Source organism: Cupriavidus sp. 01L415 (genome assembly GCF_056400065.1).
The window spans coordinates 28,384-52,321 of the sequence record NZ_JBFTSP010000030.1 but is presented as its reverse complement, the minus strand read 5'-3'; the positions used below and the strand labels follow the sequence as shown (position 1 = coordinate 52,321).

The 23,938-nt window shown below is 67.8% G+C and carries 24 protein-coding genes; 19 read left to right on the top strand and 5 right to left on the bottom strand.

Going from position 1 to position 23,938, the window contains the following annotated elements; genetic code table 11:
- Positions 1 to 88 precede the first annotated feature (88 nt).
- The 13 genes from napE (at position 89) to AC1DOX_RS26395 (ending at position 10,976) form a co-directional block, all read left to right on the top strand.
- A complete protein-coding gene (gene napE / locus AC1DOX_RS26455) occupies positions 89 to 247 on the top strand; it encodes a periplasmic nitrate reductase, NapE protein (RefSeq protein WP_092140146.1) in 159 nt (52 codons plus the stop codon).
- Between the two features lie 77 nt (positions 248 to 324).
- Positions 325 to 690: a chaperone NapD gene (locus tag AC1DOX_RS26450; protein WP_092140137.1), complete on the top strand. Its 366-nt coding sequence runs from the start codon at positions 325 to 327 to the stop codon at positions 688 to 690.
- Positions 662 to 3,157, top strand: a complete 2,496-nt coding sequence (napA, locus tag AC1DOX_RS26445) for a periplasmic nitrate reductase subunit alpha (protein ID WP_441621422.1) — start codon at positions 662 to 664, stop codon at positions 3,155 to 3,157. The genes AC1DOX_RS26450 and napA overlap by 29 nt, the downstream gene beginning before the upstream one ends.
- Positions 3,158 to 3,229: 72 nt before the next feature.
- Positions 3,230 to 3,697 (top strand): nitrate reductase cytochrome c-type subunit, encoded by a 468-nt coding sequence (locus AC1DOX_RS26440; RefSeq protein ID WP_441621492.1) that lies wholly within the window; start codon positions 3,230 to 3,232, stop codon positions 3,695 to 3,697.
- A gap of 12 nt (positions 3,698 to 3,709) precedes the next feature.
- Positions 3,710 to 4,303 carry a NapC/NirT family cytochrome c gene (locus tag AC1DOX_RS26435; protein WP_092140134.1) on the top strand — a complete coding sequence of 198 codons (594 nt, stop codon included), beginning with the start codon at positions 3,710 to 3,712 and terminating at the stop codon, positions 4,301 to 4,303.
- Between the two features lie 39 nt (positions 4,304 to 4,342).
- Entirely contained in the window at positions 4,343 to 4,966 is a 624-nt protein-coding gene (ccmA, locus tag AC1DOX_RS26430; RefSeq protein WP_441621420.1) for a cytochrome c biogenesis heme-transporting ATPase CcmA, read from the top strand.
- Entirely contained in the window at positions 4,963 to 5,670 is a 708-nt protein-coding gene (ccmB, locus tag AC1DOX_RS26425; protein ID WP_092140132.1) for a heme exporter protein CcmB, read from the top strand. The genes ccmA and ccmB overlap by 4 nt, the downstream gene beginning before the upstream one ends.
- 3 nt (positions 5,671 to 5,673) lie before the next feature.
- Complete coding sequence (locus AC1DOX_RS26420; RefSeq protein WP_441621417.1) at positions 5,674 to 6,438, top strand: heme ABC transporter permease; 765 nt, start codon at positions 5,674 to 5,676, stop codon at positions 6,436 to 6,438.
- A gap of 16 nt (positions 6,439 to 6,454) precedes the next feature.
- On the top strand, positions 6,455 to 6,613 hold the full coding sequence (locus AC1DOX_RS26415; RefSeq protein WP_441621415.1) for a hypothetical protein: 159 nt from the start codon (positions 6,455 to 6,457) through the stop codon (positions 6,611 to 6,613).
- Positions 6,610 to 7,068 (top strand): cytochrome c maturation protein CcmE, encoded by a 459-nt coding sequence (gene ccmE / locus AC1DOX_RS26410; RefSeq protein WP_092140126.1) that lies wholly within the window; start codon positions 6,610 to 6,612, stop codon positions 7,066 to 7,068. Before AC1DOX_RS26415 ends, ccmE begins: the two co-directional genes overlap by 4 nt.
- A complete protein-coding gene (locus tag AC1DOX_RS26405; RefSeq protein ID WP_441621413.1) occupies positions 7,065 to 9,128 on the top strand; it encodes a heme lyase CcmF/NrfE family subunit in 2,064 nt (687 codons plus the stop codon). The genes ccmE and AC1DOX_RS26405 overlap by 4 nt, the downstream gene beginning before the upstream one ends.
- Entirely contained in the window at positions 9,125 to 9,664 is a 540-nt protein-coding gene (locus AC1DOX_RS26400) for a DsbE family thiol:disulfide interchange protein (RefSeq protein WP_441621411.1), read from the top strand. The genes AC1DOX_RS26405 and AC1DOX_RS26400 overlap by 4 nt, the downstream gene beginning before the upstream one ends.
- The gene (locus tag AC1DOX_RS26395; RefSeq protein ID WP_441621409.1) at positions 9,657 to 10,976 is read left to right on the top strand and encodes a cytochrome c-type biogenesis protein CcmH; all 1,320 of its coding nucleotides are present in this window, start codon (positions 9,657 to 9,659) and stop codon (positions 10,974 to 10,976) included. Before AC1DOX_RS26400 ends, AC1DOX_RS26395 begins: the two co-directional genes overlap by 8 nt.
- Positions 10,977 to 11,011: 35 nt before the next feature.
- On the opposite strand, the gene AC1DOX_RS26390 is transcribed toward AC1DOX_RS26395, so the two are convergent.
- A complete protein-coding gene (locus AC1DOX_RS26390; protein ID WP_441621407.1) occupies positions 11,012 to 11,980 on the bottom strand; it encodes an NAD-dependent epimerase/dehydratase family protein in 969 nt (322 codons plus the stop codon).
- Complete coding sequence (gene kbl / locus AC1DOX_RS26385) at positions 11,977 to 13,179, bottom strand: glycine C-acetyltransferase (RefSeq protein WP_441621405.1); 1,203 nt, start codon at positions 13,177 to 13,179, stop codon at positions 11,977 to 11,979. The genes AC1DOX_RS26390 and kbl overlap by 4 nt, the downstream gene beginning before the upstream one ends.
- Positions 13,180 to 13,277: 98 nt before the next feature.
- On the opposite strand from kbl, the gene AC1DOX_RS26380 reads away from it, so the two are divergent.
- Both AC1DOX_RS26380 and AC1DOX_RS26375 read left to right on the top strand, forming a co-directional pair.
- Entirely contained in the window at positions 13,278 to 13,880 is a 603-nt protein-coding gene (locus AC1DOX_RS26380; protein WP_441621403.1) for a helix-turn-helix domain-containing protein, read from the top strand.
- Between the two features lie 54 nt (positions 13,881 to 13,934).
- The gene (locus tag AC1DOX_RS26375) at positions 13,935 to 14,534 is read left to right on the top strand and encodes a DUF1294 domain-containing protein (protein WP_441621401.1); all 600 of its coding nucleotides are present in this window, start codon (positions 13,935 to 13,937) and stop codon (positions 14,532 to 14,534) included.
- A 120-nt stretch (positions 14,535 to 14,654) separates the two neighbouring features.
- On the opposite strand, the gene AC1DOX_RS26370 is transcribed toward AC1DOX_RS26375, so the two are convergent.
- The 3 genes from AC1DOX_RS26370 to AC1DOX_RS26360 all read right to left on the bottom strand — a co-directional run bounded on the left by AC1DOX_RS26370 (position 14,655) and on the right by AC1DOX_RS26360 (position 17,197).
- On the bottom strand, positions 14,655 to 15,290 hold the full coding sequence (locus tag AC1DOX_RS26370; RefSeq protein ID WP_441621399.1) for a flavin reductase family protein: 636 nt from the start codon (positions 15,288 to 15,290) through the stop codon (positions 14,655 to 14,657).
- Between the two features lie 13 nt (positions 15,291 to 15,303).
- Positions 15,304 to 16,005, bottom strand: coding sequence for a GntR family transcriptional regulator (locus tag AC1DOX_RS26365; RefSeq protein WP_441621490.1), 702 nt, complete (start codon positions 16,003 to 16,005; stop codon positions 15,304 to 15,306).
- Positions 16,006 to 16,189: 184 nt separating this feature from the next.
- Entirely contained in the window at positions 16,190 to 17,197 is a 1,008-nt protein-coding gene (locus AC1DOX_RS26360) for a polysaccharide deacetylase family protein (protein ID WP_441621397.1), read from the bottom strand.
- Between the two features lie 345 nt (positions 17,198 to 17,542).
- Between AC1DOX_RS26360 and AC1DOX_RS26355 the strand changes: the two genes are divergently transcribed.
- The 4 genes from AC1DOX_RS26355 to AC1DOX_RS26340 all read left to right on the top strand — a co-directional run bounded on the left by AC1DOX_RS26355 (position 17,543) and on the right by AC1DOX_RS26340 (position 23,900).
- Positions 17,543 to 18,718, top strand: a complete 1,176-nt coding sequence (locus tag AC1DOX_RS26355; RefSeq protein WP_441621395.1) for an ABC transporter substrate-binding protein — start codon at positions 17,543 to 17,545, stop codon at positions 18,716 to 18,718.
- 97 nt (positions 18,719 to 18,815) lie between these two features.
- On the top strand, positions 18,816 to 19,694 hold the full coding sequence (locus AC1DOX_RS26350) for a branched-chain amino acid ABC transporter permease (protein ID WP_441621393.1): 879 nt from the start codon (positions 18,816 to 18,818) through the stop codon (positions 19,692 to 19,694).
- Positions 19,691 to 22,294, top strand: coding sequence for a branched-chain amino acid ABC transporter ATP-binding protein/permease (locus AC1DOX_RS26345; protein WP_441621391.1), 2,604 nt, complete (start codon positions 19,691 to 19,693; stop codon positions 22,292 to 22,294). The genes AC1DOX_RS26350 and AC1DOX_RS26345 overlap by 4 nt, the downstream gene beginning before the upstream one ends.
- Positions 22,295 to 22,301: 7 nt before the next feature.
- Positions 22,302 to 23,900, top strand: a complete 1,599-nt coding sequence (locus AC1DOX_RS26340; protein ID WP_477112596.1) for a gamma-glutamyltransferase family protein — start codon at positions 22,302 to 22,304, stop codon at positions 23,898 to 23,900.
- Positions 23,901 to 23,938: the final 38 nt, after the last annotated feature.

Genomic DNA, 23,938 nt, shown 5'->3' with positions numbered 1-23,938 from the left:
TGTGTTTGAAATGCTGGCTTGACACCTCCTAAGCCGCTTCCTTAAATGAGTTGGCGATCTCGCCACACTGACCCGACCACACATCGCCATGGAACCCACCGTCGACCCGCAGCGCAAACAGGAAGAGCTCCGCAGCTTTTTATTCCTGACCGCCGTGATGGTGCCGGTGCTTTCCGTGATCATCGTGGCCGGATATGGGTTCATCGTCTGGATGACCCAGATTGTGAGCGGGCCGCCGACGCACTGACGCGTGCGTCGCTATCCATAGAAAGATATGCAGTTCCTGCAGCACTGATTGAAGCGGCGCGCAGCCGAAGGACAGTCATGCCAGGTGCAAAGCATTCGATCCCCATCCTGCCGCTACCGTCAGGGGGCACGGACGACGTCAGCGGCAACACCGACGAGTGGCACATCGCCGGCGTGCTTGTGCATGTGCGGCCCGGCAGTCTTGACGACGTACGCGCCGCCATCGAGGGCATGACCGGCGCCGAAATTCATGCGGCCAGTGACACCGGCAAGCTCGTTGTCACGCTCGAGGCGCCCAGCTCGCGCGCCATTGCTGCCCATCTCACCTATCTGCACCAGCTTGATGGCGTTCTGGGCGCCACGCTTGTGTATCAGCACAACGAGGACGCGTGCGCCATGCACGAGGAGATCGTCCATGACACTCACTCGCCGGGACTTTATTAAGCAGACCGCCGTGGCGGCCACCGCATCGGTAGCCGGTATCACCCTGCCCGCTGACGCCGCGAACTTTGTCACCGACAAAGACCTGACCAAGCTCAAGTGGGACAAGGCGCCGTGCCGCTTCTGCGGCACCGGGTGCGGCGTGACGGTGGCGGTCAAGGACAACAAGGTGGTGGCCACCCAGGGCGATCCGCAATGCGAGGTCAACAAGGGCCTGAACTGCGTGAAGGGCTACTTCCTGTCAAAGATCATGTATGGGCAGGACCGGCTGACCAAGCCGCTGCTGCGCATGAAGAACGGCCAGTACGACAAGAATGGCGACTTCCAGCCCGTGAGCTGGGACAAGGCGTTCGACGTCATGGAAGCCCAGTTCAAGCGCGTGCTGAAGGAGAAAGGACCCACGGCGGTCGGCATGTTCGGCTCGGGCCAGTGGACGATCTGGGAAGGCTACGCGGCGTCCAAGCTGATGAAGGCCGGCTTCCGCTCCAACAATATCGACCCCAACGCGCGGCACTGCATGGCGTCGGCGGTGGCCGGGTTCATGCGCACATTCGGCATGGACGAGCCGATGGGCTGCTATGACGACTTCGAGGTCGCGGACGCCTTCGTGCTCTGGGGATCGAACATGGCGGAGATGCACCCGATCCTGTGGACGCGGGTGACGGACCGGCGCCTGTCGGCCCCCAAGACGAGGGTGGCGGTGCTGTCCACGTTCACCCACCGCTCCTACGACCTGGCGGACATCCCGATCATCTTCACCCCGCAGACGGACCTAGCGATCCTGAACTACATCGCGCACTACATCATCACCAACAACAAGGTGAACAAGGATTTCGTCAACAAGCACACCGTGTTCAAGCAGGGAGTGACCGATATCGGGTACGGCCTGCGGCCGGATAATCCCTTGCAGAAGGCGGCCAAGAATGCGGCCGACCCCGGCGCCGCCACCCCCATCACGTTCGACGAGTTCGCGAAGTTCGTCGCCAAGTACGACGCGGCCTACGTCAGCAAGCTGTCAGGCGTGCCGCGCGACAAACTGGACGCGCTGGCGGCCTTGTACGCCGATCCCAATATCAAGGTGGTGTCGTTCTGGACCATGGGCTTCAACCAGCACACGCGCGGCAGCTGGGCCAACAACATGATCTACAACCTGCACCTGCTGACCGGCAAGATCTCCACGCCGGGCAACAGCCCGTTCTCGCTGACCGGGCAGCCGTCGGCTTGTGGCACGGCACGCGAGGTGGGCACCTTCTCTCACCGTCTGCCCGCCGACATGGTGGTCACCAACCCCAAGCATCGCGAAGAGGCGGAGCGCATCTGGAAGCTGCCACCGGGCACGATCCCCGACAAGCCGGGCTATCACGCCGTGCTGCAGAACCGGATGCTCAAGGACGGCAAGCTCAACGCGTACTGGGTGCAGGTCAACAACAACATGCAGGCCGCGGCCAACCTGATGGAGGAAGGCCTGCCCGGCTATCGCAACCCGGCCAACTTCATCGTGGTGTCCGACGCCTACCCCACCGTGACGGCGCTGGCGGCGGACCTGATCCTGCCCGCCGCGATGTGGGTGGAGAAGGAAGGCGCCTACGGCAACGCGGAACGACGTACACAGTTCTGGCACCAGTTGGTCGATGCCCCGGGCGAGGCGCGCTCCGATCTTTGGCAACTCGTCGAGTTCTCCAAGCGCTTCAAGGTGGAAGAGGTGTGGCCGGCCGACCTGATCGCCAAGAAGCCGGAACTGAAGGGCAAGACGCTCTACGAGGTGCTCTTCCGCAATGGCCAGGTCGACAAGTTCCCGGAGAAGGAGGTCAGCGCCGACCACCACAACGCCGAAGCCAAGGCGTTCGGGTTCTATATCCAGAAGGGACTGTTCGAGGAATACGCCAGCTTCGGGCGCGGGCACGGGCATGACCTGGCGCCGTTCGACGCCTACCACGAGGCGCGCGGGCTGCGCTGGCCGGTCGTCAACGGCAAGGAGACCCGCTGGCGCTATCGCGAAGGCAGTGATCCGTACGTCAAGGCCGGCACGGGCTTCCAGTTCTACGGCAACCCGGACGGCAAGGCCGTGATCTTCGCCCTGCCGTACGAACCCGCAGCCGAATCGCCGGACAAGGAATATCCGTTCTGGCTGGCCACCGGGCGGGTGCTCGAGCACTGGCATTCGGGCTCGATGACCCGGCGCGTGCCCGAGCTGTACCGCGCGTTCCCCAACGCCGTGGTTTTCATGCATCCGGAAGACGCGCGCGCCATGGGGCTGCGGCGCGGCGTGGAGGTGGAGGTGGTATCGCGGCGCGGCCGCATGCGGTCCCGCGTGGAAACGCGCGGCCGCGACCAGCCGCCACGCGGGCTGGTGTTCGTGCCCTGGTTCGACGCCAGCCAGCTCATCAACAAGGTGACGCTGGACGCCACCTGCCCGATCTCGCTGCAGACCGACTTCAAGAAGTGCGCGGTCAAGATCGTGAAGGTATAGGAGGCCGCCATGCACCTGTTGATCACCCGATGCGCAAGGTGGCGGCCGTGGGCGCTGTCGATCGCGGCCGCCATGACGCTGGTCGCCGGCATGGCTCAGGGCCAGGGTCAGGGCCAAAGCCAGGGCCTGGTGGATGCCATGCGCGGGCCGACGCCGATCGCCAGCGAACCCAAGCCGCCGCTGCTGTACCCGACGGAAAACAAGGACATACGCCGGACCCGCAACTACACGATGCAGCCCCCGACGATCCCGCACAAGATCGACGGCTATCAGCTCGACAAGGACTACAACCGCTGCATGTTCTGTCATGCGCGCACGCGCACGGAGGAAACCCAGGCCATCCCGGTCAGCATCACGCACTACATGGACCGCGATAACAACGTGCTGGCGGACGTATCGCCGCGCCGCTATTTCTGCACGCAGTGCCACGTGCCGCAGGCCGATGCCAAGCCACTGGTCGGCAACACGTTCACGGACGTGGAGACGCTGCTCAAGCGCCCATCCGGGGCCAAGGGCAGCAAAAGCGCCGTCAAGCCCTAGCGGACCCGCACGATGATTGACCTGCTCAAGCGCTACTGGCGCACCATCAACCGGCCCAGTGCCTATTTCAGCCTGGGATTCCTGACGCTGGGCGGCTTCATCGCCGGCGTGATGTTCTGGGGCGCCTTCAACACGGCGCTGGAGCTGACCAATACCGAAGCCTTCTGCACCGGTTGCCACGAGATGCACGACAACGTCTACCAGGAGCTGCAGGGCACCATCCACTTCACCAACCGCAGTGGCGTGCGCGCCAAATGTTCGGACTGCCATGTGCCGCACAACTGGACCGACAAGATGGCGCGCAAGATGCAGGCGTCGAAGGAGGTCTGGGCCAAGATCTTCGGCACCGTCAACACGCGCGAGAAATTCCAGGAGCACCGGATCGTGCTCGCGCAGCACGAATGGGCGCGCTTCAAGGCCAACGACTCGCTCGAATGCCGCAACTGCCATGATTACCAGTCGATGGACTTCACGCGCCAGAGCCCGCGTGCGCAGGCGATGCATTCGACGTACCTCGCCAACAAGGAAAAGACCTGCATCGACTGCCACAAGGGCATTGCCCACCATCTGCCCGATGTCTCCAAGGTGGAAGGCGCCAGCGAATGACGACGATGCACGCCCACCGGTCCGGCTGAGGATCCCGCCATGCTTGCCGCCCGCCAACTCGCGTTCGCCCGTGCCGGCCACCCCGTCTTTCGCGGCATCGACCTGACCCTGGACGCGGGCCATGCGCTGGCGGTGACCGGGCCCAATGGCAGTGGCAAATCCACGCTGCTGCGCGTACTGGCCGGGCTGTTGCCGCCCGCCACGGGCGAGCTGACCTGGGCGGGCCGCCCCGTGCGCGCGGGCGATCCCGCGTTCGGCCAGTCGGTCGGCTATGTGGGCCACGCCAATGGCATCGACCCCGATCTCAGCGCCACGGAACATCTGGTCTATGCGGCGCGGCTTGCCGGCTGTGCCGTCACGGCGGAGGCCGCCCGCGCGGCGCTCGCGAAAGCCGGGCTCGGTCGCGTGGCCGATGCGGCCGTCCGCACGCTCTCGCAAGGCCAACGCCGCCGCGCCGCGCTGGCGCGTCTCTCGCTGGTACCGCGCACGCTCTGGTTGCTCGACGAACCGCTGACATCGCTCGACGACGACGCCGCCGCGCGCTTCACGCAACGGCTCGACGCGCACCTCGCGTCGGGCGGCATGGCCGTGGTGGCCACGCACCGGCCACTGTCGCTGGCCCACGGGGCCACCGCCACGCTGTGCCTGGGACGATCGGCATGAGTCCGCTCGGGCCGCCTCCATCCCCCTTCCCCGGCCTGCTCGGCGCCTTCACCGCCACGCTGCGCCATGACCTGACCCTAGCCTGGCGCCGGCGCGGCAACCTGGTGGGCACGGTGGTGTTCTTCGTGATCGCCACCAGCCTCTTTCCGCTGGCAATCGGACCGGATCCCCAGCAACTGCGCCTGCTGGCGCCGGGCATCCTGTGGGTGGCCGCGCTGCTGGCGTCGATGCTGTCGCTGTCACGGCTGTTCGCCCAGGACTATGCCGATGGCGGGCTCGAACAAATGCTGCTGTCTCCCGAACCGCTGGCGATCCTGGTGCTGGCCAAGATCGCTGCGCACTGGCTGACCAGCGGCTTGCCGCTGCTGGTGCTGACGCCCGTGCTGGCGCAGCAATACAGCCTGCCGCCCGGCGCGGCACTGATGCTGGCGGCTTCCTTGCTGCTGGGCACGCCGGTGCTGAGCCTGATCGGCGCGGTGGGCGCGGCGCTGACGCTGGGGGTGCGCGGCGGTGCCGTGCTGCTATGCATCCTGGTCTTGCCGCTGTGCGTGCCCGTGCTGGTGTTCGGCGCCGGAGCCGGCGCCGCCGCCGACGCCGGGCTGGATGTCATGCCGCAGTTCTCGCTCCTGGGCGCCTGCCTCGCGCTGGCGTTGCTGCTGTGCCCGCTGGCCGCCGCGGCCGGCTTGCGGATCGCGATGGAGTAAGCCATGGGTCCGTCAGCCGACCTGCCCACCCTCACCCCGCCGTCTCACCCGACGCGCACGCGCTGGCTGGCATATGCCTCGCCCTCGCGCTTCGACCCGCTCGCGCGGCGGCTGGCGCCCTGGTTCGGCGCGGCGGCGTTGCTGTTCCTGCTGGCAGGCCTCTACGTCGGCTTCCGCGTGGCGCCGACCGATGCGCAACAAGGCGAGGTCTACCGGATCATCTTCATCCACGTGCCGGCCGCCTGGATGTCGATGTTCATCTATCTGGTCATGGCCGGCTACTGCGCCCTGGCGCTGGTGCTGCGCACCCGGCTGTCGTCGATGATGGCCTCCGCGCTCGCGCCCACGGGGGCCCTGTTCACCTTTATCGCGCTCTGGACCGGCGCCCTGTGGGGCAAACCGACCTGGGGCACGTGGTGGGTCTGGGACGCGCGGCTGACGTCCGAGCTCATCCTGCTGTTCCTGTACCTGGGCTTCCTGGCGCTGGAAGCGTCCATCGATGAGGCACGCCGCGCCGAACGCGCCTGCGCCGTGCTGGCGCTGGTCGGCGTGGTCAATATCCCGATCATCTATTTCTCCGTGCAATGGTGGAACACGCTGCATCAGGGCGCATCGGTCAGCCTGAGCGCAGCACCGTCGATGGCCGCCACCATGCTCGCCGGCATGCTGCTGATGACGCTGGCCTGCTGGATGTACACGATTGCCGTGGCGCTGGTCCGCGTGCGCTGCATCCTGCGCGAGCGTGCCGAGCCACGGCTGACCGACTGAATTCCGGGAGACGATCATGGACAGCATGCACTTCCTGCTTTCCGGACACACCGGCTACGTGGCCGGCGCATTTGTGGTGGCGTTTGCCGCGCTCGGCATCGAACTGGCACTGCTGGCCCGGCGCGCGCGGGCTGCGCGGCAACTGGCGGCACCACGGGATGACATCCCCCGATGACGACCCGGCAACGTCGACTCGCGATCCTGATGGCCGCGCTGGTGTGCGGCGGCGTGGCTACCGCGCTGGTGCTGAATGCGTTTCGCGGCAACCTGGTGTTCTTCTTCAGCCCGACGCAGGTCGTCGCCAATGAAGCCCCCACCGCGCGCAGCTTCCGGCTGGGTGGCCTGGTGGCGCCCGGCTCCATACGGCGCGAGGGCGATGGCATGACCATCCGCTTTATCGTGACAGACACCGCGCGTGAGGTACCGGTGGTCTATCGCGGGTTGTTGCCCGACCTGTTCCGCGAGGGCAAGGGCGTGGTGGCCCGGGGCCAGTTGCAGGCCGACGGCGTCTTCCATGCCAGCGAAGTGCTGGCGAAGCACGATGAAAATTACATGCCGCCGGAAGCCGCCGATGCGCTGAAGCAGGCGGCACAGGTCAATCAACGCATGGCGGAGGCTCCCTCGCGATGATCGTCGAAATCGGCCACTTCGCACTGATCCTGGCCCTGTTCGTGGCCGTCATGCAGACGCTGCTGCCGATTGCGGGCGCCGCGCGCGGCGATGGCACGCTGATGGCCGTGGCCCGCCCGGCCGCCTGTGCGCAGGCGGCGCTGGTCCTGACGGCGTACGGCGCCCTGACGTGGGCCTTTGTCGACAACGACTTCAGCGTGCGCTATGTGGCGGCCAACTCCAACACGGCGTTGCCGCTGGCCTATCGCGCGGCCGCAGTGTGGGGGGCGCACGAGGGATCGATGCTGCTGTGGACGCTGATGCTGGCGCTCTGGACGCTGGCGGTGGCGCGCTTCAGCCGCGCCTTGCCCGTCGAGATGGCGGCGCGTGTCATCGGTGTGCTGGGCGCGATCAGCGTGGGCTTCCTGCTCTTCCTGCTGTTTGCGTCGAACCCGTTCATCCGCCTGTTGCCGCCGGCCATGGAGGGGCGCGACCTGAATCCCCTGCTGCAGGACCCCGGCATGGTCTTTCACCCGCCGCAGCTGTATATGGGATACGTGGGCTTTGCCGTGGTCTTTGCATTCGCCGTGGCGGCGTTGCTGGGCGGACGGCTCGACGCGAGCTGGGCGCGCTGGTCGCGGCCGTGGACCACGCTGGCGTGGAGCTTCCTGACCGTCGGCATCCTGCTGGGCAGCGCGTGGGCCTATTACGAACTTGGCTGGGGCGGCTGGTGGTTCTGGGACCCCGTCGAGAATGCGTCCCTGATGCCGTGGCTCGCGGGCACGGCGCTGATGCATTCGCTGGCGGTGACGGAGAAGCGCGGCGCCTTCCGCGCGTGGACAGCGTTGCTGGCCATCTTCACCTTCTCGCTGAGCCTGCTGGGCACGTTCCTGGTCCGCTCCGGTGTGCTGACGTCGGTCCACACCTTCGCAGTCGATCCACGGCGCGGCATCTTCATCCTGACCCTGCTCGGCCTCGTCACCGGCGGTGCGCTCGCGCTCTACGCATGGCGGGCGCCACGGCTGTCGGTGCGCGTGGCCTTTGCGGGCATCTCGCGCGAGTCGTTCCTGCTGGCCAACAACGTACTGCTGGCCGTCGCCGCCGCCACGGTGCTGCTCGGCACGCTCTATCCGCTCCTGCTGGATGTGCTCGGGCTCGGCAAGATCTCGGTCGGCCCGGCCTACTTCGAGGAAGTCTTCGTGCCGCTAATGGCGCCCGCCGTATTGCTGATGGGCGCGGCGCCGCTGGCGCGCTGGCGCCATGCCTCGCTGCCGGCACTGGCGGCACGGTTGCGCTGGGCGGGTATCGCCAGCCTGTCGATCGCGATCCTGTTGCTTCTGATTCTGCGCAATGGCTCGGCGCTCACCGGGCTGGGCCTGCTGCTGGCAACGTGGTGCGCGGCCGGGGTGCTGACCAGCCTCGCCGGCCGCCTGCGTCCGCATGGTCCGCTCGGCCGGCGCATGCATGGCCTGCGCCAGTTGCCAGCCGGCTACTACGGGATGTTGCTGGCCCATCTGGGCGTGGGCGTGTTCATCGCCGGCGTGACGCTGGTCAACAGCCAGGAGAGCCTGCGCGAGCTGCCGATGCGCACGCAGGACGTGGCCAGCGTCGGTGGCTATGCGTTCCGGCTGGACCGCGTGATCGCCGTGCAGGGGCCCAACTATTCGGCGTTCCGCGCGATCATCACCGCCAGCCGGGACGGACGCGTGGTGGCCACGCTGATGCCGGAGCGACGCATCTATCGCAGCCAGGACATGCCCACGACGGAAGCCGCGATCGACAACGGCTTTACCCGCGATCTCTATGTCGCCATTGGCGATTCCGTGGAAGACGGGCGTTGGGCCGTGCGGCTGCATGTCAAGCCGTTCGTGGGATGGATCTGGGGCGGATGCGTGCTCATGGCGCTGGGCGGACTGGTGGCCATCTGCGACCGACGATACCGGCGGCGCGTCCATTCGCGGGAAACGCTGCCGGGGCCCGGAGATGGTTCCGGCGGTGTAGAGGACGATCCGGCGAATGATGCGGCCGGTGATGTGGCACCTGCCCTGCCGCTGGCCGTACGCAAGGAGCCGCTGGCATGACGAGATTCCTGGTTCCGCTCGCGGTCTTCGTGGCTCTGGCGGTGACGCTCGCCGCCGGGCTGCGCCATGATCCGCACGAATTGCCGTCCGCACTCGTCGGCAAGCCCGCGCCGGCCTTCCAGCTGCCGGTGCTGACGTCGCCGGAGGGCACCATGTCGGCCGCGGACCTGAAAGGAAAGATCTGGCTGCTGAACGTCTGGGCGTCCTGGTGCACGGCCTGCCGGACCGAGCATCCGGTGCTGGTCGACTTCGCGGCGCGTTCGCCGGTGCCGATCTATGGCCTGAACTACAAGGACCAGCCGGCTGCCGCCCGCGACTGGCTGCGCCGCCTGGGGAACCCCTATGTGGCGTCGCTGGTCGATGCCGATGGCAAGGTCGGGATCGACTTTGGCGTGTACGGGGTGCCAGAGACCTATGTGATCGACCGCGCTGGCGTGGTGCGCTACCGGCAGGTGGGGCCGGTCACGCCGGACATCCTGGAACGCAAGATCCTGCCGCTGCTGCGGCAGCTGGAGCAGGAGCCAGGCCATGCATAGGATGGGGCGCGTGGTCCGGTGTGTTGCGGCGGCATGGGTCGCGATCCTTGCGGCGGGCGCCGTGCTGGCGGCCGATCCGGACCCGGCCCTCGATGCGCGCGTCCACGCGCTGGCGGCGCAGCTCCGCTGCCTGGTCTGCCAGAACCAGACGCTGGCGGATTCGGATGCGGACCTGGCCGTCGATCTGCGCGGGCAAATCCGCGAGCAGTTGCGGCAGGGGACGAGCGAGGAAGCCGTCAAGGACTACCTGGTGCAACGCTATGGCGATTTCGTACTGTACAAGCCGCCGGTGCGGCCGCAGACGTGGCTGCTGTGGTTCGGGCCGCTGGTGCTGCTGATCGGCACCAGCGTGGTAATCGTGCGGCGTCGGCGGCGACGCGGCCACGCGCTGTCGGGGGCGTCGCCATCGCGGGCGCAATCCGAGTCGAAATCCGAGTCCCAAGCGGGGTCGCAATCCGCGCCTCAAGTCGCGCCCCTCCCCGCACCTGCGTCGCGGCCCCAAGGTCGCCCGCCGCGCTCGCGATGGGCTGTGGCTGCCGCGCTGGTTACGCTGCCCGTGGCGGCGGCTTTTCTCTACTTCCATCTCGGCAATCCCCGGGCGCTGATGGCCGCCATCCCGATGCAGTCGGCACCGTTCCCCATCACCGGCGATGGCGACCACAGTGTCCAGCAGGCGCAGATTGAAGCGATGGTCTCGCGACTCGCCATGCGCCTGCGCAAAACGCCCGATGATCCCGATGGGTGGTACATGCTCGCGCGATCGTATGGTGCGCTGGGGCGCTTCGATGATGCTGCGGCGGCGTACGCGAAGGCCGTCGCCCTGGTTCCCGACGCGGCAGCACTGCGCGCCGACTATGCGGATGCGTTGGCCAGCGCGAGCGGCGGCACGCTTGAAGGCACGCCGCTGGAGCAGGTCCGGCAAGCGCTGGCCCTCGATCCCGATGAGCCAAAGGCGCTGGCACTGGCGGGCACCGCCGCTGCGGAACGCGGAGATCTACGGGAAGCCATCCGATACTGGGAGCACCTGTATCGCTTGTTGCCATCGGATTCCCTGACCGCCATGCGCGTGGCGGCGAACCTGGCGGCGGCGCAGTCAGCGATGGAGTCGGCAGGCCAACCGACGCCCGCGCAGGCAGGCCTGCCGGTAGCGCGGCCCGTGACAGGTCCAGCAGAGCGGCCGGTGACTCAGCCAGTGAGCCAATCAGCGAACCAATCAGCAACCCAACCTGCGCCACGACCCGCACCGCAATCCGGCGCCCAGGCGGTGGCGCAACCTTCGCCAGATGGCCCCGGCTTGCCCAGGCCGCAATAGCGACGCCCCGACTCGTGGCCCGGGACCGACCCGCCTCAGTTCCGCAGATTCTTCAGCATGTCATCGACCATTTCGGCCAGACCATACCGAGGCTGCCAGCCCCAATCGCTGCGCGCGGCCGTGTCGTCGATCGAATCGGGCCAGCCTCGGGCGATTGCCTGGCGGTAGTCTGGCGCGTAGCGGATCTCGAAGCCCGGCTCGCGTTGACGAATGGCCGCCGCGATCTCCGCCGGCGTGAAGCTCATCGCCGCGAGGTTGTAGCTGCCCCGCTCCCGCACGTGGTCGGCCGGCGCTTCCATCAGCTCCAGCGTGGCGCGGATGGCGTCCGGCATATACATCATCGGCAGGCGCTCGTCGGGCTCCAGGAAACAGGTGTAGGGCTCGCCCCTGACCGCGTGATGGAAGATGTCGACCGCGTAATCCGTGGTGCCGCCGCCGGGGGGCGTCTTGTGCGAGATCAAGCCCGGATAGCGCACGCTGCGCACGTCCACGCCGTGGTTCTCGAAGTACCAGCGACACCAGCCCTCGCCAGCCTGCTTCGAGATACCGTAGACCGTGGTCGGCTCCATGATGGTCTTCTGCGGCGTGTCCACGGCGGGCGTCGTCGGGCCGAAGGCGGCAATCGAGCTCGGCCAGAACACGCGCTCGATGGCGTGATGACGCGCCAGTTCCAGCACGTTCAGCAGCCCCGTCATGTTCAGGTTCCACGCCCATTGCGGCGCCTTCTCGCCGGTGGCGGATAGCGCGGCAGCCAGCAGGTAGATCTGCGTGATGCCGTGCCGCTCCACCACCGTGGTCAGTTCGCCCCGATCGGTCACGTTGACCATCTCGTGGGCGATATGCACATGGCGGCCGGTAGGCACCACGTCGGAGGTCACGACCTGGGTGCGGCCATATCGCTCGGCCAGCGCCAGCGCCAGTTCGGAGCCCAGCTGCCCGTTGGCGCCGATGATCAGGATCTTGGGGACGTTGCCGGTGCCGGGGGTGTGGCTTGCTTCAGTCATCGGATCAGTCCCAGTTCCCGTCCGGCGTGCGCAAAGGCATCCAGCGCGCGTTGCAGCGTGGTTTCGTCGTGGACCGCGCTCATCTGCACGCGGATGCGGGCCTGCCCCTTGGGCACCACCGGATAGAAGAAGCCCACCACATAGACACCCAGTTCCAGCAGGCGCTCGGCCAGCTTCTGCGCAGGTTCGGCATCGTAGACCATGATCGGGACGATCGGGTGATCGCCCGGCTTGATGTCGAAGCCCAGTGCGGCGATGCCGGCGCGGAAGAACGCGGTATTGCGCTCGAGCTTGTCGCGCAATTCGGTGCTGCCTTCGAGGAGATCCAGCACCGCAATGCTCGCACCGACGATCGCGGGGGCCACGGTATTGGAGAACAGGTACGGGCGCGAGCGCTGGCGCAGCAGGTCGATCACCTCCTTGCGGCCCGAGGTGAAACCGCCCGATGCGCCGCCCAGCGCCTTGCCCAGCGTGCCGGTAATGATGTCGATCTTGCCGAACAGCCCCCGTGCCTCGTGCGTGCCGCGTCCGCGCTTGCCCATGAAGCCGGTGGCATGGCATTCGTCGATGCCGAGCAGCGCGCCGTGCGCGTCGCAGATCTCGCGGATCTCATCGAGCCGCGCCACGGTGCCGTCCATCGAGAACACGCCGTCGCTGAAAACCAGCTTGAAGCGAGCGCCCTCGGCATCCGCGCGTTGCAGCTGGGCGCGCAGGTCTTCGAGGTCGTTGTGCTTGTAGCGATAGCGGCGCGCCTTGGACAGCCGGATGCCATCGATGATCGACGCGTGGTTCAGTTCGTCGCTGATCACGGCATCGTCCGGGCCGAGCAAGGTCTCGAACAGGCCGCCGTTGGCATCGAACGCGGAACCATAGAGGATGGTGTCCTCGGTCCCCAGGAAGCCCGACAGCCGCGCCTCCAGCGTCTTGTGCAGATCCTGCGTGCCACAGATGAACCGCACGGAGGACAGGCCAAAGCCGTGCGTACGCAGCGCCTCGTGGGCGGCCTCGATGACCTTGGGGTGCGAGGACAGCCCCAGGTAGTTGTTCGCGCACAGGTTGATGACCTCGCGGCCATCGGCGGTACGGATCACCGCGCCTTGCGGCGTGGCGATGATGCGCTCGCGCTTGTACAGGCCCGCCTCGCGGATCGAATCCAGTTCCGCGCGGATGGATGCATAGAAGGCCTCGGCACTCGACATGGCCAGACTCCCGGTGGTAGTGTCTCGGATCGCTCGATCGATAAATCGAACGCGTTCTATATAACGAACAGTTCGTGCACTATAACGAACAGATGACGATGACGCAACCCTCCTCCGCCAAACCGCCGGCAAGCCCTGACGGGCCGCCAGCCGTGGGCAGCGCCTTGCAGGCGCTGCGCCAGAGCCAGCAACTGTCGCTGGACGACCTGTCGCGCCGCGCCGGTGTCTCCAAGTCTATGCTGTCGCAGATCGAGCGGAACCTGGCCAACCCGACCGTGGCGGTACTGTGGCGCCTGGCAAACGCGCTGGGCGTCAGCCTGACGGACTTCCTGGCCAATGGCGCGGCCACCCCGCCGGCGCCGGCCATCGCCGTGGTGCAACCGCACGCGATTCCCGCGCTCAAGAGTCCGGATACGCGCTGCGAACTGCGCATCCTGGGTCCGATCGACCTGGCGGGACGATTCGAATGGTATGAGCTGACGATCCAGGCGGGCGGCGTGCTGGCCTCCGAGCCGCATGAGACGGGCACGCAGGAGCACCTGTCGGTGCTCTCCGGGTCCATGACCGTGCGGGCCGGCAGCGAGGAAAAGAAGCTCAGGCACGGCGAAACCGCGCGCTATGGCGCGGACGTCGCCCACGCAATCGGCAATCCGGGCAAGACCGCGGCCACCGCATTGCTGGTGGTGGTGCATCCGGCCTGAGGGACGCTCGGCACCCCTGACACTCGGGGCCGTTTACATCACACAGACAAGACAATGAAAAAAGCGGGCCGGGTCAAGTCCTGGAATGCCAAAAAAGGCTATGGCTTCATCGACGTGCATGCCGACCTGAAGGACATCTTCTTCCACGTCACGGCGCTCCAGAACCGGTCAGTCCAGCCGAAGCCCGGTGACCACATCATGTTCGAACTCGCGCAAGGCAAGGATGGCCGTCCGCAGGCGATCCAGGTGTCGATACTGGGCGCACCCAGGCAGGGTGCCGGTGCGCGGCAGCCCGGGAACTCCGGTTCCGGCGCCGTGTGGCTGGCCTTCGCCGCACTCGCCGCCGTGGGGCTGGCCGCGCTCGGCGGTTTCTTGCCGAAGGCCGTTGCCATCGCCTGGGGGATTCTGAGCGTTGTGGCGTTCATCACCTACTTCGACGACAAGCAGCGCGCCAGCCGCAATGCACGGCGCGTGCCGGAAGCCAATCTGCATATGCTGGCGCTGCTCGGTGGCTGGCCGGGCGCGCTGATCGCCCAGCAGGTCCTGCGCCACAAGAACCGCAAGCGAGCATTCCAGACCGTGTTCCGGGCGACCGTTGCGCTGAACGTCGGCGCGCTGGTGCTCTGGAAGCTGCTCGGCTCGCCCCTGCCCTGAGGGCACGTGCCGCCCGGCGCAACCACGGCCGCACGACGGGCCGGGCGACGGGCGTAGCGGCCATGCGCCGAAACGTGGCGCACTGAACGCACACGGCGGCGAGCCGCCGCGCCGCTCGCCTTACATCTCGTCGATCGCGGTTGACGCGGTGACGGCGCCGCCATCCTTCTCCAGCGAGAAGCGGTCGCGCGTGGTCACATAGAAGCTGGCGCCGAAGCGGCCCACGGGGAAATACTCCTGCAGCCGGACGCGCCAGCGTTCCGTGTCGATCAGCCCGTCCCGCGCATGCAGCCGCAGCACGCGGCCGATGAAGATCTGGCGGCTTTCGGTTTCCAGCGTTTCCCAAAGGCGGCATTCGAAAGCCACCGGCGCTTCGGCGATGCGCGGCGGCGCCACCTGCGTGCACGGCGCCGGCGTCAGGCCGACCCGCGCCAGCTCGCTGACATCGGGCGGCAACCGTTCGCCACAACGATGCATCCTCTCGGCCATCGCCTCGTCGCTGAGGTGCACCACGAACTCCCTGGTGCGCACGATATTGGCGGCGGTGTCCTTGAGCGCGCCGTCGCCCAGCCGGTTCACACTGATCATCACGATCGGCGGCTCTTCCCCCAGCATGTTGAACATCGAGAATGGCGCCGCGTTGGCGGTGCCATCGGGGCCCAGCGTGGTCACCAGCGCGATCGGTCGCGGCACGATCAGGCTCGCCATGAGCTTGTAGCGCTGGTATTCGTTGATGGCGTCGAAATCGATCTCCATTGGGGGTCCCCGTTCAGCCTCTGGGCAGTCCCAGCATCTGCGCCAGGCTTTTCTCGCCCTGCATGCGCGAGGTCTCGATCCGTTGTTCCAGTTCCTGCAGATGCGCCTCCATGCGGGCGACGGCACCCTCGGCGTCGCCCGCCTCGATACAGGCGACGATGGCCGCATGTTCGTCGTGCTCGCATGGCGCATGGCCCGGCGGCTCATAGAGCCCGACGATCAGGGAACAGCGCGAGACCAGCTCGGTCAGGTAGCGCTGCAATACGGGATTGCGTGCGAGCGCCGCAATCCGCAGGTGAAAGCCGCTGGCCAGACGCGCCCACGACGGCTGGTCGAAGCGGTGCATGGCGTCATGCTCCTCGGCCAGCTGGCGGCGCAGCTCGCGCAAATCGGCTTCGGTCACGCGCTGGCAGGCCAGCTCCACCAGCACGCGCTCCATGGCGCGGCGAGCCTCAAAGATCTGGCTGGTTTCCTCGGGCGTGGGCTCCGCGATCACGGCGCCCTTGTTCGGCCGCAGCGCGACGATGCCGTCGTGGGCCAGCTTTTCCAGCACGCGGCGCACGACGGCACGGCCCACGCCGAATAGCTGGCAGAGCTCCGGTTCAGGCAGCTTGATGCCCGGTGTCAGGCGGTGATTGAGCACGCCATCGAAGATCGCCCGGTAGATGCGGGCATCGGCGTCCGGCATATCGGCATCCGTCAAGGCATCCGGCATATCGGCGTCCGCAAAAGCGGCGCCGGCTGCCGGGCTGGCCTTCACCTTCGGCGGCGACTTCGTGCCGGGCTTGCTCGCGGCGGATTCCTTTGCAGCTGATTTCTTCGCGGCGACCGCCTTTGCGGCGGCCTTCCTTGCGGCAGTGGATGACATAACGTCGGTCAGGGAAACGATGGCCATGATGTTAGCGTGAAGCGGCTACGGCGATGTCGGGGGTATCGGAGGTATCGGGCGGGACCAGCGTGTCCATGGCGCCGCAGATGGCACCTGGTGTCGTCATCCACACATCCCCATGCGATGCGCGCGCCGCGATATGCGCCAGCGCCCGTCGCAGATGACGCAGCCGGTATGGCTGCCCGACCAGGTAGGGATGCAGCGCGATCCCCATCACCAGTGGCTGGGGGTGTTGCGGGTGATTGGCCTGCGCCAGCATTTCGTCGAACTGGTCGATGATCATGTCCGCAAACGCCACGCCGTCCAGCTGGCGCGCGATGATCATGGGAATGTCGTTGAGTTCCTGTGGATAGGGGATGGACCACAGCGGCCCGCTGCGCGTCTGCATCCGTACCGGGCGGTCGTCGTGCGCCCAGTTCAGCGTGTAGCGGTAGCCGGTTTCGGCCAGCAGGTCCGGCGTGGCCATCGTCTCCGAGATCCACGGTGACAACCAGCCGCCCGGCGCCTGGCCGCTGTGCGCGCGGATGCGCTCACGGCAGTGCACCAGCAGCGCCCGCTCGCCGGACTCGTCGAATTCGCTCTGGCGGTGCGCATTGGTATGACCGTGGCCGATCAGCTCGTCGCCGCGCGCCAGGCAGGCGTCCAGCACCTCGGGGCAATGGTCGTAGAGCGCCGTATTCAGCAGCACGCCGGCCGGCATCTCCAGCTGGTCGAACAGTTCCAGGCAACGCCATACGCCCACGCGGTTGCCGTACTCGCGCCAGCTGTAGTTCAGCACGTCCGGCTGGGGCGAGGCGGGGCCGAGGTTGGCGCCCAGCCCCTCGCCAAAGGCAAAGTGCTCGATGTTGAAGCCAAGGTAGACCGCCAGCCGCGCGCCGTTCGGCCAGCGGAAGCGATCGACGTCAGTGATCGGCCGGTAGGGAAATCGGCCGTGGCTCCTTAGTGGACCAAAACTCGGAGCGGAACTCGGACCTGGCGCGACTTGCCGGGCCGCCAGCGAGCTGGGGTTGTGCGTCATGGACAGATGCCTTTCATCAGGTGGGCAAGATCCGGCGCCGGGCCGCGGAACCATTCCGGGGAATTCCGGCCCCGCTTTGGCTCACGGCGCACCGTCGGCGTGCGGCGCGGACTCATGCGAATCGTATGCAACGTCAATCGCCAATCGTTCGCAAAAAGCAGGCCAGATCGTCTGCATCTTGAATTGCCGATCGCCACGGAATATTTCGATGGTTTGTCAACGGATTGGCATGGCTCTTGCAATCAGGTGCCACGACGCCCGGACACCGTGCCTCGCTGCGCCGTCTTGTCGCATCCATCCTTCGCCGCATCCATCCATCGTCGTATGCCTATCCGGAGAACCGCCATGTTTCGTCCTCAACGCCGTGCCCTGATCGCGGCCGCTGCTGCCGCCTGTGTCCTGCCTGCCCTGCCTGCGCACGCGGCGGACACCATCAAGATCGGCCTGATCACGGCGCTGTCCGGCCAGTCCGCCCGCGCGGGCGAGGCGTTGACACGCGGCATGACCGTCGCCATCGACGAGATCAATGCCAGGGGTGGCCTGCTGGGCGGCCGCAAGCTGGAGCTGGTGCGCCGCGACGACGAGGGCAACCCGGCCAAGGGCGTGCTGGCCGCGCGCGAACTGATCTACAAGGAGAAGGTGGCCGTGCTGTTCGGCGGGCTCGATACCCCGGTGTCGATGGCCATCGTGCCGATCGCCAATCAGGAGAAGGTGCCGTTCATGGGCCCGTGGGCGGCCGGCACGCCGATCACGCGCAATGGCGCCAATCCCAACTATGCCTTCCGCGTGTCCGCCGTGGACGAGGTCGTCGACAAGGCGATGCTCCAGTACGCGCAGAAGACGTTCAACGCCACCAAGCCGGGCCTGATCCTGGTGAACAATCCGTGGGGCGAGTCCAACGAGAAAGGCATCGTCGCGGCCATGGCGGCCAAGGGCGGCAAGCCCGTGGGCGTGGAGAAGTTCGAGGCCAATGACGTGGACGTGGTGCCGCAACTGGGCCGCCTGAAGGCCGCCGGCGCCGACGTGCTGCTGATGGTTGGCAACGTCGGCCCGTCCGCGCAGGTGGTGAAATCGCTGGATCGCATGGGCTGGAAGGTGCCGGTGGTATCGCACTGGGGCCCGGCGGGCGGCCGCTTCACGGAACTGGCCGGCCCGAATGCGAAGAACGTGCATTTCGTGCAGACCTACAGCTTCTTTGGCGCACAGACGCCGGTCAGCACGCGGGTCATCGGTGACCTCAAGGCCCGGTACAGCGACGTCAAGGGGCCGGACGACATCACGCCGGCCGTCGGCGTGGCCAACGCCTACGACGCGACGCAGCTTGCCGCGCTGGCCATCGCGAAAGCGGGCAGCACCCGGGGCGATGCGATCCGGGAAGGCTTCTACAAGATCGATCGCTACGAGGGCCTGATCAAGACCTACGTGAAGCCGTTCACGCCGGAGACGCACGATGCCCTGAGCGAAAACGACTACGTGTGGGCGCAGTTCATCGACAACCGGATCGTGCCGGTGGCGAAGTAAGGGCGCCGGCGCCCGCCTTCCCGCCCGCCTCGCCGTCGCCGGGGCGGGCGCCACCGACCGCACCTGTCATGCCGTCGGCAATCCTTGAGGAATCACCATGTTATGGATCTCCGCCCTCATCAGCGGGCTTGGCCTGGGCAGCATGTACGGGCTGATGGCGCTGGGTTTTCACATCACCTATGCGGTATCCGCCACCGTCAACTTCGCGCAGGGCAGCTCGATGATGCTGGGCGCGGTGCTCACCTACACCTTTGCGCAGACGCTCGGCTGGCCGATGCCGCTGGCCGTGCTGCTGGCCCTCGCGCTGTGCGCGCTCTACGGGCTTGTCGTGGAATTCCTGGCCGTGCGGCCGTTTGCCAGCCGTGGCTCCAATGCCTGGCTGATGGCGACGGTGGCGCTGGGCATCGTGCTCGATAACGTGGTGATGCTGGCGTTCGGCACCGAGCCGCGCAGCCTGCCCTCGCCGCTGGCCGCGCAGTCCGTGCAGCTCGGCAACACTGGCGTGGGCGTTTATCCGCTGCAGATCGTGATTCCCGTGGTCGGCCTGGCGCTGGCCGCGCTGCTGCACTACGTGCTGCGCAAATCCCGCTGGGGCGTGGCGATGCTGGCCGTGGTGCAGAACCGCGACGCGGCGCGCCTGATGGGCATCCCCATCCGCCGCACCATTGCCGGCGCGTTCGCGCTGTCCACGCTGCTGGCCGGCATTGCCGGCGTGCTGATCGCCCCGCTGTTCAACGTGCAGGCCGACATGGGCACCGTGTTCGGCCTGAAGGCCTTCGCCGTGGCGATTCTCGGCGGGCTCTCCAGCGCCTGGGGCGTGATGGTGGCCGGCCTGATCTTCGGCGTCGCCGAGGCGCTGGTGACCGCGTCGCTCGGTTCCAGCTACACCCAGATCATCACCTTCGCGCTGGTGATCGCGCTGCTGGCCCTGCGGCCGGATGGCCTGTTTGGACGCGCGGAGGTGCGCAAGGTATGAGCGAATCGATGGTGTCTTCCGCATCCCCCGCGCCCGTGGTGGCGCCCGCGCGTAAATCCGTGCCGCTGCTGGGCCTTGGCACGCCGTTGCAGGTGGCGGCCACGGTCGCCATGCTCGTTGCCGCCGCCGGCCTGACGCTGTCCCTCAATGGCTACTTCGTGTTCGTGATCGCCGGCGTGGCGATGCTGGCCATCTGCGGCGTGGGGCTGAACCTGCTGCTCGGGCTGACCGGACAGGTGTCCTTCGGCCATGTGGGCTTCTACGCGATCGGCGCGTACACGGTGGCGATCCTGACCGGACAAGCCGGCTGGAGCTTCTGGGCGGCGTGGCCGGCCGGCGCGTTGGTCGCTGCGGTGCTGGGCGCCTTGCTGGCGCTGCCCGCGCTGCGCGTGAAGGGGCCGGGCCTGGCGATGGTGACGATCGCGTTCGGCTTCATCGTCGAGCACGGCGCCGTGGAATGGCGCGCGCTCACCGGCGGCCAGAACGGCCTGATGGGCATCGCCCAGCCGTCGCTGCCCGGGGTGGAGGGCGGCGAGCGCGCCCTCGCGCTGATCGCACTGGTGGTGCTGGGCGTGGCACTCGCGGCCTATGCCCGTATCGCCCGCGGGAGCTGGGGCGCGGCGATGCGCGCCGTGCGCGACAGCGAGACCGCGGCGGCATCGATCGGTGTCGACCCGCTGGTGGTCAAGACGGTTGGCTTTGCATTCTCGGCGGCGCTGGCCGGGCTGGCCGGCGGCCTGTTCGCGCCGCTGCAGGGCATGGTCACGCCGGGCATGTTCTCGTTCCTGCAGTCGATCCTGTTCGTGCTGGTGGTGATGATTGGCGGCGCGGGCACCGTGGCCGGACCGGTGGCCGGCGCGGTGGTCGTGGGCCTGCTGCCCGAGCTGCTGTCCAGCCTGGAGAACCTGCGCCTGCTTTGCTTCGGCATGTTGCTGCTGGTGGTCTTGTGGGTGGCTCCGACCGGCATCGTGGGCGTGGTGACCGATCTGTTCCGCCGCCTGCGCCCCACCTCTGCCGCCACGGTGCATGAGGCCGCCCACGGCGCGCAACTGCCGGTGCGTCCGCCGGAGGCGCGACGGGGGCTATCGGCGCTGGGCCTCTCGATGGTCTTCGGCGGCGTGCGTGCCGTGGACGATCTGTCGTTCGACCTGCCCCCGGGCCAAGTGACAAGCCTGATCGGCCCGAATGGCGCCGGCAAGTCCACCGTGCTGAACATGCTGTCCGGCTACTACCGGCCGCGCGAGGGCGGCCGCAAGCTCGGCGCGCACACGCTGGCCGCGCGCGGCGCCTGCTACAGTGCGCGCCAGGGCATTGCCCGGACCTACCAGACCACGCAACTGTTCGCCGGCATGAGCGCGACGGACAACGTCGCCATCGCCCTCGCCGGCGGGCGGCTCGGCATGTTGCTGGGCATTGCGGGGTTCACGGCCCCGGCTGTCCGGCAGGAGGCGCGCGCCCTGCTGGCCGCCTGCGGCTACGCAGGCGACCCGGACGCCAGCGCCGCGGACCTGGCCCACGTCGACCGCCGCCTCGTGGAAATTGCCCGCGCACTGGCCACGCGTCCCGCCGTGCTGCTGCTGGATGAACCCGCGGCGGGTCTGTCGCGCGAAGACAAGGCCACGCTCGGCCGCCTGCTGCGCAAGATCGCCGACAGCGGCGTGGCCGTCGGGCTGGTGGAACACGACATGTCGCTGGTGATGGACGTGTCCGACGGCATCGTCGTGATTGATGCCGGCCAGCGTCTGGCCGTGGGCACGCCAGATGCCATCCGCACCGATCCCGCCGTGCGGCGCGCCTATCTGGGCGATGCCTCGGGCGCACCTGCCCGCACGACCCATCGAACGGCGGCCCGGACGGGCGGTGCCGGCGCGCTGCCCGTGCCGGAAGTGCTCGGCGTCAGCGCGCTGCGCGCTGGCTATGGCGCCGCACCGGTCCTGCACGACGTCGACCTGCAAGTGCGCGAAGGCGAGATGGTGGCGCTGCTCGGCGCCAACGGCGCGGGCAAGTCCACGCTGATGCGTGCGCTGGCGGGCCTGCACCGGCCCGTGCAAGGTGGCATCACGTTCGATGGCACCGACCTCGCCGGACTCGACGCGGCGCGCATCGCCGCGATGGGCATGGTCCTGGTTCCGGAAGGCCGGCAGGTCTTTCCCGAGCTGTCCGTGCTGGACAACCTGCGCCTCGGCGCATTCCCCTCGGGGTCGATCACGCGCGCCGTGATGATGCAGCGCGTGGAATCGATGTTCGCGCGCTTCCCGCGCCTGCGCGAACGCCAGCATCAACGCGCGGGCCTGTTGTCCGGCGGCGAGCAACAGATGCTCGCGGTGGCGCGCGGCCTGATGTCGCGGCCATCGGTCCTGCTGCTGGACGAGCCCTCGCTCGGCCTGGCGCCGAAGGTGATCGACGAACTGTTCGCATCGCTCGACACGCTGCGCGAGGCGTCGATCACGATCTTGCTGGTCGACCAGATGGCGGCCCTGGCGCTGACGCTGGCGGACCGCGCCTATGTGCTGGAGGAGGGCCGCGTGGTGGCCAGCGGTCCGGCGGACGAACTGGCGCGCGATCCCGCACTGGTGCAGGCCTACCTTGGCGGACATTGATACTGCCATGACGGCATGCCCTCCCCCTCCCGCCCTCGCCCGCTCGCGCGAGGGCATGGTCACCAGTCCGCATGCGCTGGCCAGCCAGGCCGGGCTGGAAGTGCTGCGCGCGAGCGGCAACGCGATCGAAGCCGCCATCGCCATCGGTGCCACGCTGGCCGTCACCTATCCTCATTTCACCGGCCTGGGTGGCGACGCGTTCTGGATCCTCAGCGATCCGGCAGGCAACGTGCGCACGCTGTCAGGCATCGGGCAGGCCGCGCAGACGCTGCCTGATTTCGGCGCTGCCATTCCCGCGCGCGGCCCGCAGGCGGCACTGACGACCGCGGCCACCGTGGATACCTGGGCGCAGGCCTTTGCCATCAGCCGCGACGCCTGGGGCGGACGACTGGCCTGGAGCCATCTGTTCCGGCGCGCCATCGACTACGCACACGAAGGATTTCCGGTCACGCCATCGCAGCACTTCTGGCAGCGCTTCCGTGCCGACGAACTGGCGGGATGGCCCGGGTTCGCGTCGACGTTCATGCCCGACGGGGCAATCCCGGTGGTCGGCCAGGTGCTGCGGCAACCCGCGCTTGGCCGCAGCCTGGAGCGCATCGCGACGCACGGCGCGCGGGAATTCTATGAAGGCGATCTGGCCGGGCGCATCGTCGCCGGGCTGCGTGCCGCCGGATCGCCGCTGACGCTGGCGGACCTGTCACGCACCGCGGCGCGTGACGAACCGCCGGTGCGCGTGCCCTATCGCGATGGCGAACTGCTAAGCCTGCCGCCACCCACGCAGGGCGTGACCACGCTGCAGATCATGGGCATTCTTGCGCGCTTCGACATCGCGGCGATCCCGGAAGGCAGCGCGGACTACTACCATCTGCTGGTCGAGGCGGTGAAGGAAGCGTTTATCGAACGCAACCGCTATGTGGCTGACCCCGATTTCGTCGACGTGCCGGTCGCCGCGATGCTGTCGCCGGCCCGGCTCGACGCGATGGCCGACCGGATCGATCCCATGCGCGCGCTGGACTGGCCACATGTCTATCAGCATGGCGACACGGTCTACCTCAGCGCGACCGACCGCGACGGCCATTGCGTGAGCGTGCTGCAGACCGTGTACTTCGACTGGGGTAGCGGCGTAGTGGCCGGTGACACCGGCATCCTGTGGCATAACCGTGGCGCGGCGTTCAGCACGGATCCGACCCATCACAACGTGATTCAGCCAGGCAAGCGACCATTCCATACGCTGAATCCGGGGATGTATCTCAAGGCGGGCCGCCCGCGCCTAATGTACGGCACCCAGGGCGCCGACGGCCAGCCCCAGACACTGGCGGCGGTGCTCACCAGGCTGATCGACTACGGCATGGATCCGCTGGCTGCCTTGTCGCGCCCGCGCTTCCTGCTCGGGCGCACATTCTCGGACGCGCACGACAGCCTGAAGCTGGAGGAGGACGCCGGCGCGGAGGTGATCGCGGCGCTGTCGACCCGAGGTCACGAAGTCAGTGTGCTACCGGCGCGGAGTCCGCTCGCGGGGCACCCCGGCGCGATTGCCGTGACAGATGACGGCACCTGCGTCGGGGCCCATGACCCGCGCAGCGACGGGGTGGCGATGGGGGTGTAGCGCAGGGCTCCCGGTGACAGCACCGGAGGGCGGACACA

Coding starts and splice junctions, on each gene's coding strand:
- napE (WP_092140146.1), top strand. CDS start 89: ATGGAACCCACCGTCGACCCGCAGCGCAAACAGGAAGAGCTCCGCAGC.
- AC1DOX_RS26450 (WP_092140137.1), top strand. CDS start 325: ATGCCAGGTGCAAAGCATTCGATCCCCATCCTGCCGCTACCGTCAGGG.
- napA (WP_441621422.1), top strand. CDS start 662: ATGACACTCACTCGCCGGGACTTTATTAAGCAGACCGCCGTGGCGGCC.
- AC1DOX_RS26440 (WP_441621492.1), top strand. CDS start 3,230: ATGACGCTGGTCGCCGGCATGGCTCAGGGCCAGGGTCAGGGCCAAAGC.
- AC1DOX_RS26435 (WP_092140134.1), top strand. CDS start 3,710: ATGATTGACCTGCTCAAGCGCTACTGGCGCACCATCAACCGGCCCAGT.
- ccmA (WP_441621420.1), top strand. CDS start 4,343: ATGCTTGCCGCCCGCCAACTCGCGTTCGCCCGTGCCGGCCACCCCGTC.
- ccmB (WP_092140132.1), top strand. CDS start 4,963: ATGAGTCCGCTCGGGCCGCCTCCATCCCCCTTCCCCGGCCTGCTCGGC.
- AC1DOX_RS26420 (WP_441621417.1), top strand. CDS start 5,674: ATGGGTCCGTCAGCCGACCTGCCCACCCTCACCCCGCCGTCTCACCCG.
- AC1DOX_RS26415 (WP_441621415.1), top strand. CDS start 6,455: ATGGACAGCATGCACTTCCTGCTTTCCGGACACACCGGCTACGTGGCC.
- ccmE (WP_092140126.1), top strand. CDS start 6,610: ATGACGACCCGGCAACGTCGACTCGCGATCCTGATGGCCGCGCTGGTG.
- AC1DOX_RS26405 (WP_441621413.1), top strand. CDS start 7,065: ATGATCGTCGAAATCGGCCACTTCGCACTGATCCTGGCCCTGTTCGTG.
- AC1DOX_RS26400 (WP_441621411.1), top strand. CDS start 9,125: ATGACGAGATTCCTGGTTCCGCTCGCGGTCTTCGTGGCTCTGGCGGTG.
- AC1DOX_RS26395 (WP_441621409.1), top strand. CDS start 9,657: ATGCATAGGATGGGGCGCGTGGTCCGGTGTGTTGCGGCGGCATGGGTC.
- AC1DOX_RS26390 (WP_441621407.1), bottom strand. CDS start 11,980: ATGACTGAAGCAAGCCACACCCCCGGCACCGGCAACGTCCCCAAGATC.
- kbl (WP_441621405.1), bottom strand. CDS start 13,179: ATGTCGAGTGCCGAGGCCTTCTATGCATCCATCCGCGCGGAACTGGAT.
- AC1DOX_RS26380 (WP_441621403.1), top strand. CDS start 13,278: ATGACGCAACCCTCCTCCGCCAAACCGCCGGCAAGCCCTGACGGGCCG.
- AC1DOX_RS26375 (WP_441621401.1), top strand. CDS start 13,935: ATGAAAAAAGCGGGCCGGGTCAAGTCCTGGAATGCCAAAAAAGGCTAT.
- AC1DOX_RS26370 (WP_441621399.1), bottom strand. CDS start 15,290: ATGGAGATCGATTTCGACGCCATCAACGAATACCAGCGCTACAAGCTC.
- AC1DOX_RS26365 (WP_441621490.1), bottom strand. CDS start 16,005: ATGCCGGATGCCTTGACGGATGCCGATATGCCGGACGCCGATGCCCGC.
- AC1DOX_RS26360 (WP_441621397.1), bottom strand. CDS start 17,197: ATGACGCACAACCCCAGCTCGCTGGCGGCCCGGCAAGTCGCGCCAGGT.
- AC1DOX_RS26355 (WP_441621395.1), top strand. CDS start 17,543: ATGTTTCGTCCTCAACGCCGTGCCCTGATCGCGGCCGCTGCTGCCGCC.
- AC1DOX_RS26350 (WP_441621393.1), top strand. CDS start 18,816: ATGTTATGGATCTCCGCCCTCATCAGCGGGCTTGGCCTGGGCAGCATG.
- AC1DOX_RS26345 (WP_441621391.1), top strand. CDS start 19,691: ATGAGCGAATCGATGGTGTCTTCCGCATCCCCCGCGCCCGTGGTGGCG.
- AC1DOX_RS26340 (WP_477112596.1), top strand. CDS start 22,302: ATGACGGCATGCCCTCCCCCTCCCGCCCTCGCCCGCTCGCGCGAGGGC.